We start from the raw sequence: 13,252 nt of genomic DNA on the forward strand, positions 1-13,252 counted from the left end.
AGCATTATTGTCTCAGCTCCTTCAGGATCCCCTCTTTTCTGAATATATCCTCAACCGTTTTGGTAGGCCTCACACCTTTTTCGTACCAGGTCTTGATCCTTTCCTTGTTGAGCACGATCGCGACCGGGTCTTTTAATGTGTCATACGATCCCACTCGCTCGATAAACCTTCCGTCCCTGGGAAACCTCTCATCCGCCACCACAATCCGATAAAAGGGTTTCTTCTTCGTCCCGTACCTCGATAACCTGAATTTTACAGCCAAGCGCCACCTCCTTATCTGAACATGAATTGCTTTGGGAGCCCTTTCGGTCCGCCGCCTTTTGAGAACTTCTTTATCATCTTTCTTGTTTCCATATAACGCCTGAGCAGTTCATTGATATCCTGAACGCGAGTCCCGCTTCCCTTTGCGATGCGTTCTCTCCTGGAACCGTCGAGAAGATGAGGCAGTAATCTTTCCCTGGGGGTCATCGAATTGATAATCGCCTCGGTTTTCTTCATCTCCTTCTCCGCCTGGGTAAAATCTATAGCCCCCTTAAACTTGGAAAGGCCGGGTATCATGCCGAGAAGGGACTCCACGCTGCCCAGCTTCTTTATCTGCTTCAACTGATCCCTAAAGTCTTCTAGAGTAAATTCATCCTTCCGGATCTTCTTTTCAAGTGCCTTTGCCTCTTTCTCGTCATAAAGTTCCTGGGCCTTCTCAACGAGAGAGACCACGTCACCCATGCCCAGGATCCTGGAGGCCATCCTCTCCGGATGAAAAACCTCGAGCGCGTCCAGCTTCTCCCCGATACCTATGAACTTAATCGGTTTACCCGTTACCGCCCTGATGGAGAGAGCAGCACCCCCGCGCGCGTCACCATCGAGCTTGGTGAGGATAAAGCCGGTGACGCCGAGACGCTCATCGAATGTTTTCGCAACACTCACCGCGTCCTGGCCTGTCATCGCGTCGAGCACGAGCAGTACTTCCCTTGATTTGAGGACCTCCTTCTGCCGAATCAACTCGACGACCATATCCTCATCAACGTGGAGCCTTCCGGCGGTGTCTACGAGAAGTGTGTCACAGCCCTTCTTCATGGCATACGCCCGGGCTTCCTCGCAGATACGGATCGGTTCCTTCTCTACCGGAGGGAACGCCTCTACGCCGATCTGCTTGCCGATCTTCAGGAGCTGGTCTATTGCGGCAGGCCTGTAAACGTCCGTCGGCACTAGAAGGGGCTTTCTGCCTTTCTTTCTGAGATAGACGGCCAGTTTGCCAGCGGTCGTGGTCTTGCCGGAACCCTGCAGCCCCGCGAGGAGTATGGGCACCGGGGATGATCCTGAAATCTCCAAAGGCTTGTTGGTCGCGCCGAGCAAATCGCAGAGCTCGTCATGCACAATCTTCACAAAGACCTGCCCGGGTGTTATGCTCGTGAGGACCTCTTCACCCAGAGCCTTTTCCTTAACTTTCTCCAGGAAATCTTTCGCCACTTTGTAGTTGACATCTGCTTCCAGGAGCGCGACGCGCACCTCACGCAGCGAGTCGTTGATATTCTTATCCGTGAGCTTCCCGTAGCCCTTGACTTTCTTAAATATGGAATCGAGCCGTTCCTGGAGTTTCTCAAACATAATTTTATAAAATAACCGATATTCCTCGATTAGTCAACGGGGAAGGGACCGACCGGCTTGCAGTGGAAATCACTTTCTGTACGTGTAATAAAACAACGCACCTTTACTACTTAGCTCAAAAGGAGGACCTATATCGGTTCATACTTGCGTGAAGACCGAAGCGGCAGCGAGGAACCGAGGCAGGCGTACAAAAAGTACGCCGACGAGCGCGACGCAGCGACAACGAAGGCATACGCGGAAATATGAACCGATATCAGGCGATCTCGGCTTCTTCCTCGTAGATGAGAATGGGCTTTTCTTGATTCAGAATAACTTCTTCACTCACCACGCATTCCTTCACATTGGAAATGGAAGGAAGCTCGTACATCACATCGAGCATGACTTTTTCCATGATGGAGCGAAGTCCCCGGGCGCCCGTCTTTTTCTTGATCGCATCCTTGGCTATGCCCCGGAGCGCGCCCTCGGTGAAGGTAAGCTTCACGTTCTCAAGCTCAAAAAGTTTCTTATACTGTTTGGAAATGGCATTTCTCGGTTTCTTGAGAATCTCCACCAGAACGTCTTCGTCCAGCTCCTCGAGGGTGGCGATGATGGGCAGCCTTCCGATAAACTCCGGAATAAGGCCATATTTCAATAGATCTTCAGGCTGAACATCTCGTATGAGCTCGCTGTACTGTTTGTCTCTCCCGCCCTCTACATCAACGCCGAAACCTATACCTTTCTTGCCGATCCTGTTGCTGATGATGGTCTCCAGGCCGTGAAATGCACCGCCGCAGATGAAGAGAATGTTGGTCGTGTCCACCTTGATGTAATCCTGCTGCGGGTGCTTCCTCCCGCCCTTCGGCGGTACGTTGGCTATAGTGCCTTCTATGATTTTGAGCAGAGCCTGCTGCACGCCTTCGCCTGACACATCACGCGTGATGGAAGGGCTGTCCGTCTTTCTCGATATTTTGTCGATTTCGTCTATGTAGACTATACCCTTCTCAGCCCTCTCTATGTTGTAGTCCGCAGCCTGAAGCAGGTTAAGAATAATGTTTTCCACATCTTCACCGACGTAACCAGCCTCGGTGAGGGTTGTCGCATCCGCAATCGTGAAGGGCACGTGAAGTATCTTAGCCAGCGTCTGCGCGAGCAATGTTTTTCCTGAGCCGGTCGGGCCCACAAGCAGAATATTACTTTTCTGTATTTCTACGTCGTCGAAGTTGACCTTCGCCTCTATTCTCTTGTAATGGTTGTACACTGCAACCGAGAGTACCTTCTTCGCAAAATCCTGACCGATCACATATTCATCGAGAATCCTTCTTATCTCATGTGGCTTGGGGATCGAAGTCTTGATGAATTCAAACCGCTCCCTCTTTGCTTCTTCCTGGATGATCTCATTGCAAAGCTCGATGCACTCGTCGCAAATATAGACCATGGGTCCCGCGATCAGCTTCTTCACTTCATCCTGGCTCTTCCCGCAGAAAGAACAATGAAGCTTCATAGTCCTTCCATTGGTCTTCTTCATCATTGTCATGTTCTCTTCTCCATAATCTGATCTATGATGTTGTATTCGAGAGCCTGCGCAGCGGTCATAAAAAAGTCTCTTTCCGTATCCTGCTGGATCTTTTCCATGGGCTGGCCCGTATGAGTCGTAAAAATCTTGTTGATCTCTTCTCTCATCCGCAATATCTCTCTAGCCTGGATATCTATGTCGGTCGCCTGTCCTTGGACACCCCCGAGTGGCTGGTGAATAAGTACCCGGGCGTGCGGCAGACCATACCTCTTCCCTTTGGACCCGCCGGCGAGCAGCACCGCTCCCATGCTGGCTGCCTGTCCGATGCATATGGTTGAGACCGGGCACTTGACGTATTGCATCGTGTCGTAGATGGCCAGACCGCTCGTGATCAAACCCCCGGGTGAGTTAATGTAGAAATGAATATCTTTTGCAGGGTCCTCAGATTCTAAGAAAAGGAGTTGGGCGATGATGAGGTTGGCGACAACGTCGTCAATGCCGGTGCCCAAAAAGACGATCCGATCTTTCAGCAGCCGGGAGTATATGTCGTACGCGCGCTCCCCTCTGCCGTCTTTCTCAATTACAATCGGCACCAGACTCATACTGTCTCCTTCAACTGTGCGCTGCCTATAAGAAGATCCATTGTCTTTTCTTCCATCAGGCTCGACCTGAGGTTATCAAGCAGGTTATGTTTTTCGTAAAGATCTTTTATATAATCATAGCCTCTCTTTGTGTCTTCTGCAATCTTTTTAATGCGCTCCTCCACATCACTATCTTCAACCTGTATGGTCTCTTCTTTTGCTATGCGGCCGAACAGCATGCCGGCCCTGATTCCCTTCTCCGCCTGCGGCTCGAGCTCTTTGCGAAGGAGGATGTCGATATTCCGCTCCTCTTCAGCGCCGAGCCTGTTCGCTTTCATGCGTGATTTTGCTTCCTGCACCATGGCCGTCAGCCGTTTTTCAAGGAGGCGGCCGGGCACAGGGATATCGGCCTTGGCAAGCAGTTGGTCGAGAATCTTGTCAGAAATCTTGTTTCTTCTCTCGTTCTCCTTCTCCTTTTGCAACTCAGCAGAGACGCTCTGTCTTAAACGATCCATGTTCTCAAAGCCAAGATCCTTCGCGAACTCATCATTAATTTCAGGCAGTCTTTTCTGCTTTACTTCTTTCAGAAGCACCTTGAATGTCGCTTTCTTTGACGCGACCTCCTTATCGGGATAGTCGGCTGCGAAGGCTATCTCTACCTCTTTCTCCTCGCCGACTTTCATGCCGATGATCGCGCTTTCAAATTCAGGCGCAAGCGTACTCGAACCAAGATCGAGGGGGTAGGCGTCGCTTTTGGCATCCTTGAGAGGCTTGCCGTCAACGAAGCCTTCATATTTTATTACGACGAAATCCCCCTTATCGGCGTCGCCGCTCTCTTTCGTCGCGACTTCGGCGTGCATCTGTTTTAATGCATCTAACCTGTTATCGACATCTTCGGAACTTATCTTTAGCGGTTCTACTTCAACTTCCAGGCCCTTGTACTGGGGCAACTCGAAATCCGGAGCCACTTCGCATTCCATGGTGTAGCCATATGTATCCTTCTCATCATAGAACGTGATCGAAGGTTCGCTTACCGGATCAACGTTCGCCTCCGAAAGCGCAGCGGCAATCGTGTCCTCCGCGATCTTTCTCTTCAGTTCGTCATCCAGGACATCTTTATAGTAGGTAGACAATACTGACCGGGGGACCTTGCCCGGCCGAAACCCTTTTATCCTTGCTTTCTTTCTCAGGTCCTCATAGATGCTGTTTTCCAATTCGCGCACGTTCTCCTCATCGAGGATCACTTCGATCTTTCTTCTGACACGGTCAACATTCTCAACCTGAACCTTCATACACGCCTCCGGGGATAACACAAACAGTAGATACGCATCTTTGGGGTTGCACTACGACGTGAAACCTGTCAGCCCGGCCTCTGCTGTTCCTTGAAAACAGTAGTATACCTGTAACTACGCAACTTATCAAGAGGTTGCGGGGTATCAGCTTCGGATGCTCCGACTGGTGATGGCTACCGGTACGATCGTGCGCTTGACGTTTCACAATACGTCCCGGATAGTCGCTAGAGGGGCCTGTCCGGCGGTGGGCGTCAGCCTTGAAAGCAGCCCCTATGTATGGTAATAAGTTAGGAAAAGGCTTGCCGTTCCAGCACGGTGAAGACCACGGAATAGGCATGAAATGTGAGATATGACGCCAACGGATGTTTCTCCACAGACCGATTTCATACGTGAGATCATCGATGACGAACTCAAACAAGGCAAGCGCGGAGGACGCGTTGCCACGCGTTTTCCACCCGAACCGAATGGCTATCTTCACATAGGCCATGCCAAGTCCGTATGTCTCAATTTCGGTATCGCAGCGCAATACAGGGGTACCTGCAACCTGCGTATGGATGATACCGATCCTGCGGGTGAGTCGCTGGAATACGTCGAGTCAATCATCAACGATGTTCACTGGCTGGGGTTTGACTGGGCGGACCGGCTGTTTTATGCGTCCGATTACTTTGAGCAGCTTTATCAATTCGCTGTCCAGCTTATCAAGTCAGGCAAGGCGTACGTCGATGGTCTCAGCGCCGACGAGATCAGGGAATACCGCGGCACCCTGACTGCGCCCGGAAAGGAAAGCCCCGATCGCAACCGCTCCGCCGAGGAGAACCTTGACCTGTTCGCCCGGATGCGGGCAGGTGAATTCGAGGACGGAAGGTATGTGCTCCGGGCGAAAATCGACATGGCCTCTCCCAACGTTGTCATGCGGGACCCTGTCATTTACCGCATAAAACGCGCACCTCATTATCGTACCGGCACCAACTGGGTGATTTACCCGATGTATGACTTTGCCCACTGCCTCTCTGATTCCGTAGAAAATATCACGCACTCCATCTGCACGCTGGAGTTCGAAAATAATCGACCCTTGTATGACTGGTTCGTGAATGAGCTCATTGAAGGGGATCGCCCGCGCCAGATCGAATTCGCCCGGTTGAATCTGAGTTATACGATCTTGAGCAAGCGCAGACTAATCCAGCTTGTTGAGCAGAACTACGTTAGCGGCTGGGACGATCCCCGCATGCCCACGGTCGCCGGCATGAGGCGGCGCGGGTATCCGCCTGAGGCGATCAGAGACTTCTGTGCAAAGATAGGCGTGGCCAAGAATGACAATCTCGTTGACATCACGCTTCTTGAGGCATGCGTGCGTGATCACCTGAACGAGCGGGCACCACGGGCTATGGCTGTTTTAAAGCCCCTTCGGGTTGTGCTCGACAATTACCCGGAGGGCCAGGTGGAAGAGTTTGAATCTGCCAATCATCCGCAGAACCCTTCGATGGGTAACCGCAAAGTGCCATTCTCAAGGATCCTCTACATCGAACAGGAGGATTTCAGCGAGAACCCGCCGAAGAAATACAAGCGTCTCGCGCCGGGCCGTGAAGTGAGGCTCCGCAACGCGTACGTCATAAAATGTGAGAGCGTCACAAAGAACGAGACCACAGGTGACGTTCTCGAGGTGCACTGCTCCTACGATCCCTCTACGCGCAACGGCCCTCCTGCCGACGGCCGCAAAGTAGAGGGTGTCGTTCACTGGGTTTCCGCTGCACACGCGATCCCTGCGGAGGTGAGGCTGTACGACAGGCTCTTCCGGGTGGCGGACCCTGCAAGCGGTTCTGATGATTTTACCAGTCTCTTGAATCCGGCATCCCTTGAAACACTTGTGCAGTGCCGGCTGGAGCCGAGCCTCGCATCGGCGCAGCCGGGCAGCGGCTACCAGTTTGAACGCCTGGGCTATTTCTGCTCCGACCTGAAAGACTCCAAACCCGACAAACTGGTGTTCAATCGCATCGTAGCACTGCGTGACTCGTGGGGTAAGATCGCGGCGCAAGGGTAGGAAATAGATTCCACGGGCAAGCCTATGGTACTCACATCACACTGCATACGTGGCTGGGGGAATTGTGACCGCGTTCGTTCTGTTGCGGCAGGGCCTCGTAGAGGAGCTTCCTGAGGCTTGCGCCGATGACCCTTTTTTCTGCGTTCAGCATCAGCACCGGCTCCCGCATTGCCTGGCCGATGAGGCGTGCATCGATTGCGGTCTGGGCTCCCACGAGCTCCTTATTGAGCAGTTCTGCGGGGCGCCTCAGGGCATTGATGTCGATAAAGGTGACGACAACGCCGTCGATCACGTTGTCCACGGTCCGGTAGGGCAGGATGCGCATTACGTACCGGTTTCCCTCCCTGGTCTGGAGCTGCACCTCTTTGGAAGTGAGCGTCTGGAGCACCTCCTGGGCATCCTTGACAAGGCCCTCGTACTGGAGGTTTGAGACGATATGAACGATGGGCCGGCCCACGTCGAATCAGCCGATCTCCAAGGAGAGGAGGTGGATATGGCAAAAAAACGACCGCCACGTAAACCATCCGCGCAGACACCCAAACGGCCTTTGTCTTCTCGCGACAGAGAGGCCGGCGTGCCTTCACCTGTTGTAAGGCAAGAAGAGGCGCTGGTGAATTGGGCCGTCAGCCCGTCCGGGCACCCAGGACCCGCCGTATGGTTTCTGCCAGTTCTTTCTTTGTTGTTGGTTTCATCACGAAGGCGCGGACACCGACTTCTCTTGCTTTTTCCGCCGATACTGTCTCACTGTGCCCGGTGCAGAGGATGATAGGGATCGTCTTGCGTACCTTGAGCATCTTCTGCGCAAGGCTTATCCCGGTGAGGTCGGGCATGGTCTGATCCGTGATAACGAGATCAAACCTGTAGGGGTCTTCAAGAAAGAGATTCCAAGCCTCCGCAACGCTTGGAGTGGCCGTCACGTGATACCCGAGGTACTCAAGCGTATCCCGTGCCATCTCCACGAGCAGCTCCTCATCATCGACAAAGAGTATCCGCTCCATGCCGGTGGGCAGCCCTGAGACCCGCGTCTCTTCCTGCTTTGCTTCCATCCTTTTGGCTTGGGGCAGGAATACCTCGAAGGTGGAGCCCTGTCCTTGTGCGCTCTGCACCGTGATACCGCCCTTATGGCTCTTGACCACCCCGTAGACCACGGCAAGGCCCATGCCGGTTCCTTTACCCCTCTCCTTAGTGGTGAAGAAGGGTTCGAATATCCTCTGCCGCACATCTTCGGCCATACCGGCACCCGTGTCCTTCACGGTCAGCTTCACGTAGGCGCCGGGCGCCATGTCAGGGTCAGGAGGGGTACTGTCTTGAGCGAAGGTAGCGGAGGAGAGCCCTATCAAGAGCTCGCCTCCGTCATCCCGCATGGCATCGGACGCGTTTGTGGCAAGGTTCATGAGGACCTGCTGCAGCTGTGTGGAGTCTGCAAGGACATAGTCGTCGCTCGTGGTGATGACAAGAGGCATCCTGATTGTGGCGGGGAGTGACGCCCTGAGCAGCGCGTGGGTCTCCTTAACGAGGTGGGCCAGACTGATCCTTTTCCGTTTTTTTTCGCTTTTGCGGCTGAAGGCGAGAATCTGTTTGATCAGGTCTCTGCCGCGAAGACCTGCCTTCAGTACCTGTTCCATCTTGTGCTGAACATGTGCGTTGTCGGCGACTTCGTCGAGCACCATCTCGGTGAAGCCGATAATAGCCGCAAGTATGTTATTGAAGTCGTGGGCGATACCGCCCCGGCGAGGGTGCCGATAGCCGCCATTCTCTGGGCCTCCTGGAGCCGCTCTTCAGAGCGCTTGCGCTCCGTGAGGTCGATCACCACCGAACGCATCACGGGGCGCTCACCGGAAACCAGGGCGACGCTCTGTAGTTCTGCGGGGAAGAGTGTACCGTCTTTCCTTCTCAGCACGAGCTCGCAGGTCCGTTTGTTCCCTGCCATGAGCACGTGGCGCCTGTGGCGGTAGAAGGCGTCCTGATAAGCCTGGTCTATAAAGGCAGACAAGGGACGGCCGATGAGATGACGTCGCTCAACCCCAAGCAGGGAGAAGGAGGTCAGGTTCGCCTCTGTTATCAGCCCGTTCTCATCGATGGTCACATAGGCGACCGGCGCAAGATCATACAAATCGAAGTATTTCTCCCTCGATGCCTCGAGTTCGATCTGGCTCTTGCGCAACTCTTCGTTCTGCATCTCCAGTTCGATCTGATGCACGGAGAGTTCGTGGGCCAGCTTGTCCGGGTCGTGCTCCCGGGGGTAAGACAACGACTGCTCAAGCGTTTCTTCTGCTTTTTTTCGTAGCTCATCCATCTGCGTTCTGCTTCTCTTGGTCATGCGTCCCTGCTTGTGCTGAAGAGGAAGGCGTCGGCCCAGGTTACCTACCGTAATATGCTAACTGTAATGCGCTAACTGCGCTTTGTCTACCGCCGACCGGACTGCGGCTGTGCGGCGCCGCCCCTCCCCGAGCACAGCCCGCGGAGCCTCCCCCTCTCGGCCGGCGGTGCGGCCTGACTCTGACTCCCTTAAAACAAAAGGGCCTCTTTGCAGAGGCCCCGTGCTCTATACAATGGCTGGGGGATAAGGATTTGAACCTTAATTCACGGAGTCAGAGTCCGTTGTCCTGCCGTTGAACGATCCCCCAAGGTTTACGAAATCGTGGGATTTGAAGTAATACCCGGCAAGAGGATTTTTACCAAAATCAGGGATATAAGTCAAATAAAAGCAGCGAGGCGATTTGATTAAGCGCCAGGGATCGGGTATCCTAATTCTCCGAACATTCAAGCTCAGTCAGACGACTGCGATGGCGATACTCTACAAAAGTACAAACGATCCCCAAGACCAGGTGAACTTTGAGACTGCCCTGCTGCGCGGCTTGGCTCCTGACTACGGCCTCTACACCGTAGCACGCGAGAATATCCCTGTGCTCGCGGGATCTGAAATAGCGGCCATGAAAGGCAGGACGTATGCCGAGATTGCCCTGCAGGTACTCTCGCCGTATCTTGCCTCTGAGATTCCGGCCGATGCGCTTCGGGCCCTTCTTGAGGACGCGTACCGTGCGGACAAGATACCCACGGAAATCCAGCACGTGACGGGCAGGACCCACATCATGTGGTTGACTAAAGGGCCTACCTACTCTTTCAAAGATTACGCAGCCCGTTTTTTTGCGAGAGCCCTCAATTATTTCCTCGGAAAGAGGGGGTTGAAGAGGAGTGTGGTGGTGGCAACCAGCGGAGATACGGGCGGCGCTGTTGCTGACGCGCTCCACGGGCTTGGCAGCGTGGACAATATCGTCTTCTTCCCAAAAGGCTCGATCAGCGAAGGCCAGCGAAGGCAGATGACAACACTGGGGGGGAACATTTACGCGTTTGAGGTGCAGGGAGATTTCGACGTGTGCCAGGCGCTTGCCAAAAACCTCCTCGGAGACAAAGCCTTCGCCGCTGAGATTTTCGAAGATCGTGAACGTTTCACGTCCGCGAATTCCATCAGCGTGGGAAGGCTGCTGCCTCAGGCGGTCTACCCCTTTTATGCATACTCGAGGGTCGCCGACTATCCGGAGCCGATGCTTGCGAGCATCCCCTCAGGAAATTTCGGTGATATGATGGGGACTGTCTTCGCGAAAGGTATGGGGCTTCCCGTGTCCCGCATTCTCGCGGGTGTCAACGAGAACACAGAATTCCCTGAGTTCCTGGAGAAGGGTGTCTATACGGTGCGGCCGTCGGTGAAGTCACCTTCGTCGGCGATGATCGTTTCGCATCCGAGCAATCTCGCAAGGCTCTTCGATTTTTATGGCGGCCACATGTACGACGAGAGAGATTCCGCCACCGGTAATGTGGTGAAGGCCGGTGTTGTTGGGAAATTACCCGATATCGAGGCTATGGGGCGGGACATCTTTTCCATCGGCATAAACAACCCTCAGCATTATCAGACCATGCGAGAGGTCTACGCCTCGTTCGGGATCGTGCTCGACCCTCATGGTGCAGTCGGATGGAAAACACTGGAGATTTACCTCGCAGGCTGCCACGACCAGCTCAGTGTGATCTACGAGACTGCAGATCCGGGCAAGTTTCCAGAAGATGTGCAGCAGGCTATCGGCATCACACCCGATCTTCCCCCGGGCATGAAAAAACAGGCTGCAATGAAGGAACACATTTACTCGATCAGTGCGGCCGCCGAGAGCACAGCCGAAGGCCTCAAGCTGAGCCGCGCACAGGTTAAAGAAGCAAAGAGACTCATCCGGGAAATATTCAGCGGAAAGTCCTGACCAATTACACGTTCCGAGTTCCGCGCTACAGGTTACAAGAAGCCGATAGCTTTGCTCTCCTGAGGAGCATCTCCACGCAGTACCGCGAATACATCTCGAAGCCTATAACCTGCAACAGTAACGCGGACACCTGACACCTCTTATCAACCTTCTTACAGAAGAGAATATGCACTCGTCGTCCCTGAAGGCAAAGCGTTCCGGCTGTGAGGCGTTCGGCTTACTGACAGAAGGCACGCAACAGCAAAATGTAATACATTTGATATCGATCTCTGTTCTAAGCGACTAACAGCCATAAAGTTTTTTTATTTTTTTGTTGACAAGGCAGAATTAATCGATTAATAGTATATTAATAGTGATAGGCGAATGAGAAAGAGAAAGGCAGATAAGGATAAGAAATCGGTCCCCGTGGTAGTCCGTCTCAGCAGAACAGAATACGAGATGGTAGAGAAGAGGGCTTCCGGTCTCGGGATGAATGTCTCTACATTCCTGAGATTGCTCATACGCAAGGGAAGGATAGAGCTGGATGACAGGGAGCAAACACTCTAAAGGAAAGGGGGGATGGATGATGCCCGCAAAGAAAAAAGCTCCGGCGAAGAAAAAAGCTCCTGCGAAAAAGAAGTAAGCAAGGCCGGGAAACAACGTATGGAGTGGCTGTCGGGACAGCGATGATTCGGTGGCACACCCGCAGCCTGAGGAAAGGAGGGGGCCTTCGGGCGACGCCAAGAGCCCCCTTCACCTTATACCTTATGCCACCATCACGGTGGGCATTTGGCGCAGATTGATCTGAATTGGGTGACACTCAGGTAGCGGTCGCCCCGGTCAGGAAGGATCACTACTATATTTGCATGGCTCATGCTGCCGGCGGCCAGCAGAGCACCAGCCATAGCAGCACCGCTTGACATGCCCACAAAGACTCCTTCTTTTTGGGCGAGGAGTCTTGTTCTCTCAAATGCCTCGCCATCCTCGATCACTATTTTCTCATCCAGGAATTCTTCGCGGTAAATTTTTGGCACAATCGATTCGTGCATGTTTTTCAACCCCTGGATGGTATGACCAAGCGTAGGCTCGACACCGATGATCTTGACCTTTGGCTTTTTTTCCCTGAAGTATTTCGCCAGGCCCATAAGCGTTCCCCCCGTGCCCATGCCCGCGACGACAGCATCCACCTCTCCGCCCGTCTGCCGCTCTATTTCAGGCCCCGTGGTCTCATAGTGCGCCAGCACATTACTCTGATTGTCGTACTGGTTGGGCATAAAATACTTTTCAGGCTCAGTCTCAAAAAGCACGTGGGCTCTTCGTATCGCGCCGTCGGTGCCCTCTTTTGCGGGGGTCATGGTAACATCCGCACCCAGCGCCTCCAGAATAAGCCTTCTCTCGCTGCTCACACATTCCGGCATGAAAAGCCTTACCCGGTATCCTTTAGCCGCTGCTATCATTGCGAGCGCTATGCCCGTGTTGCCCGAGGTAGGCTCCAGAATTATTTTATCGTGGGTGAGTTCCCCCGCTTCTTCCGCCTTTTTAATCATGTAGTATGCTGGACGGTCCTTGACTGAACCGCCCGGGTTACATCCTTCCAACTTGCCAAAGATTCTCACACCCGAATTAGGGCTCACGTTAGGAAGCTCAATAAGAGGGGTGTTGCCTATCGCCGATAATAAGGACATTTCACGCCTCCGGCCGCATACACTCTCAGGCCTTCAGATAGGATAGCAAAAATGAGCCATTCCCTCAAGCCATACCCAACTGCTATTGTTGAAGAATCTGTCGGGAAGATATATTCTTGAGTAGCCTGTCGGGAGCACTCCTATGCGGGAAACCTCAGAACATACCAGAAAAGAGATCGAAAATCTCGTCAAGGAACTCAATTACCACAGCTACCGCTATTATGTCCTCGACTCACCGGTAATCGGGGATGATGAGTATGACAGGCTCTACCGCAAACTGCAAAAATTGGAAGAAGAGTCGGGCTATGTTCTGTCTGATTCTCCCACACAGAG

Annotated in this window: 13 protein-coding genes and 1 tRNA gene; 4 read left to right on the top strand and 10 right to left on the bottom strand. The window is 53.3% G+C overall.

Features of this window, described 5'->3' with window-relative positions; all coding sequences use genetic code 11:
- Nucleotides 1-4 precede the first annotated feature (4 nt).
- The 5 genes from rpsP to tig form a co-directional block, all read right to left on the bottom strand.
- Nucleotides 5-262, bottom strand: coding sequence for a 30S ribosomal protein S16 (gene rpsP / locus VMT71_03385; protein ID HVN22988.1), 258 nt, complete (start codon nt 260-262; stop codon nt 5-7).
- An 11-nt stretch (nt 263-273) separates the two neighbouring features.
- Nucleotides 274-1,605, bottom strand: a complete 1,332-nt coding sequence (ffh, locus tag VMT71_03390; GenBank protein HVN22989.1) for a signal recognition particle protein — start codon at nt 1,603-1,605, stop codon at nt 274-276.
- A 253-nt stretch (nt 1,606-1,858) separates the two neighbouring features.
- Nucleotides 1,859-3,118, bottom strand: a complete 1,260-nt coding sequence (clpX, locus tag VMT71_03395; GenBank protein HVN22990.1) for an ATP-dependent Clp protease ATP-binding subunit ClpX — start codon at nt 3,116-3,118, stop codon at nt 1,859-1,861.
- The gene (gene clpP, locus VMT71_03400; GenBank protein HVN22991.1) at nt 3,115-3,699 is read right to left on the bottom strand and encodes an ATP-dependent Clp endopeptidase proteolytic subunit ClpP; all 585 of its coding nucleotides are present in this window, start codon (nt 3,697-3,699) and stop codon (nt 3,115-3,117) included. Before clpP ends, clpX begins: the two co-directional genes overlap by 4 nt.
- Nucleotides 3,696-4,970, bottom strand: coding sequence for a trigger factor (gene tig, locus VMT71_03405; protein HVN22992.1), 1,275 nt, complete (start codon nt 4,968-4,970; stop codon nt 3,696-3,698). Before tig ends, clpP begins: the two co-directional genes overlap by 4 nt.
- Nucleotides 4,971-5,319: 349 nt before the next feature.
- Here tig and VMT71_03410 point away from each other — a divergent pair, with 349 nt between their 5' ends.
- On the top strand, nt 5,320-7,008 hold the full coding sequence (locus tag VMT71_03410) for a glutamine--tRNA ligase/YqeY domain fusion protein (protein HVN22993.1): 1,689 nt from the start codon (nt 5,320-5,322) through the stop codon (nt 7,006-7,008).
- Between the two features lie 31 nt (nt 7,009-7,039).
- Here VMT71_03410 and VMT71_03415 read toward each other — a convergent pair whose 3' ends face one another.
- From VMT71_03415 to VMT71_03430, 4 genes are all read right to left on the bottom strand, one after another.
- On the bottom strand, nt 7,040-7,465 hold the full coding sequence (locus VMT71_03415; GenBank protein ID HVN22994.1) for a PAS domain-containing protein: 426 nt from the start codon (nt 7,463-7,465) through the stop codon (nt 7,040-7,042).
- 166 nt (nt 7,466-7,631) lie between these two features.
- Nucleotides 7,632-8,678, bottom strand: a complete 1,047-nt coding sequence (locus tag VMT71_03420) for an ATP-binding protein (protein ID HVN22995.1) — start codon at nt 8,676-8,678, stop codon at nt 7,632-7,634.
- The gene (locus VMT71_03425; GenBank protein HVN22996.1) at nt 8,618-9,328 is read right to left on the bottom strand and encodes a PAS domain S-box protein; all 711 of its coding nucleotides are present in this window, start codon (nt 9,326-9,328) and stop codon (nt 8,618-8,620) included. The genes VMT71_03420 and VMT71_03425 overlap by 61 nt, the downstream gene beginning before the upstream one ends.
- Nucleotides 9,329-9,561: 233 nt before the next feature.
- Nucleotides 9,562-9,635 (bottom strand) — tRNA-Gln (locus tag VMT71_03430).
- A gap of 159 nt (nt 9,636-9,794) precedes the next feature.
- On the opposite strand from VMT71_03430, the gene thrC reads away from it, so the two are divergent.
- Together thrC and VMT71_03440 are read left to right on the top strand one after the other, a co-directional pair.
- Nucleotides 9,795-11,255: a threonine synthase gene (gene thrC / locus VMT71_03435; protein HVN22997.1), complete on the top strand. Its 1,461-nt coding sequence runs from the start codon at nt 9,795-9,797 to the stop codon at nt 11,253-11,255.
- A 363-nt stretch (nt 11,256-11,618) separates the two neighbouring features.
- A complete protein-coding gene (locus tag VMT71_03440; GenBank protein HVN22998.1) occupies nt 11,619-11,801 on the top strand; it encodes a hypothetical protein in 183 nt (60 codons plus the stop codon).
- A 209-nt stretch (nt 11,802-12,010) separates the two neighbouring features.
- Here the strand turns inward: VMT71_03440 and VMT71_03445 are convergent, their stop codons facing one another.
- On the bottom strand, nt 12,011-12,919 hold the full coding sequence (locus tag VMT71_03445; protein ID HVN22999.1) for a cysteine synthase family protein: 909 nt from the start codon (nt 12,917-12,919) through the stop codon (nt 12,011-12,013).
- A 142-nt stretch (nt 12,920-13,061) separates the two neighbouring features.
- Between VMT71_03445 and VMT71_03450 the strand changes: the two genes are divergently transcribed.
- A partial coding sequence (locus tag VMT71_03450; protein ID HVN23000.1) for a hypothetical protein occupies nt 13,062-13,252 on the top strand: 191 nt, incomplete at its 3' end.

The organism is Syntrophorhabdales bacterium (genome assembly GCA_035541455.1).
Taxonomy (GTDB): domain Bacteria; phylum Desulfobacterota; class Syntrophorhabdia; order Syntrophorhabdales; family WCHB1-27; genus JADGQN01.

Bases quoted from the DNA above. Each gene is read 5' to 3' on its own strand.
- VMT71_03445 (HVN22999.1), bottom strand. From the start codon at position 12,919: ATGTCCTTATTATCGGCGATAGGCAACACCCCTCTTATTGAGCTTCCT.
- VMT71_03425 (HVN22996.1), bottom strand. From the start codon at position 9,328: ATGACCAAGAGAAGCAGAACGCAGATGGATGAGCTACGAAAAAAAGCA.
- VMT71_03410 (HVN22993.1), top strand. From the start codon at position 5,320: ATGACGCCAACGGATGTTTCTCCACAGACCGATTTCATACGTGAGATC.
- tig (HVN22992.1), bottom strand. From the start codon at position 4,970: ATGAAGGTTCAGGTTGAGAATGTTGACCGTGTCAGAAGAAAGATCGAA.
- thrC (HVN22997.1), top strand. From the start codon at position 9,795: ATGGCGATACTCTACAAAAGTACAAACGATCCCCAAGACCAGGTGAAC.
- VMT71_03420 (HVN22995.1), bottom strand. From the start codon at position 8,678: ATGGTGCTCGACGAAGTCGCCGACAACGCACATGTTCAGCACAAGATG.
- ffh (HVN22989.1), bottom strand. From the start codon at position 1,605: ATGTTTGAGAAACTCCAGGAACGGCTCGATTCCATATTTAAGAAAGTC.
- clpP (HVN22991.1), bottom strand. From the start codon at position 3,699: ATGAGTCTGGTGCCGATTGTAATTGAGAAAGACGGCAGAGGGGAGCGC.
- VMT71_03440 (HVN22998.1), top strand. From the start codon at position 11,619: ATGAGAAAGAGAAAGGCAGATAAGGATAAGAAATCGGTCCCCGTGGTA.
- clpX (HVN22990.1), bottom strand. From the start codon at position 3,118: ATGACAATGATGAAGAAGACCAATGGAAGGACTATGAAGCTTCATTGT.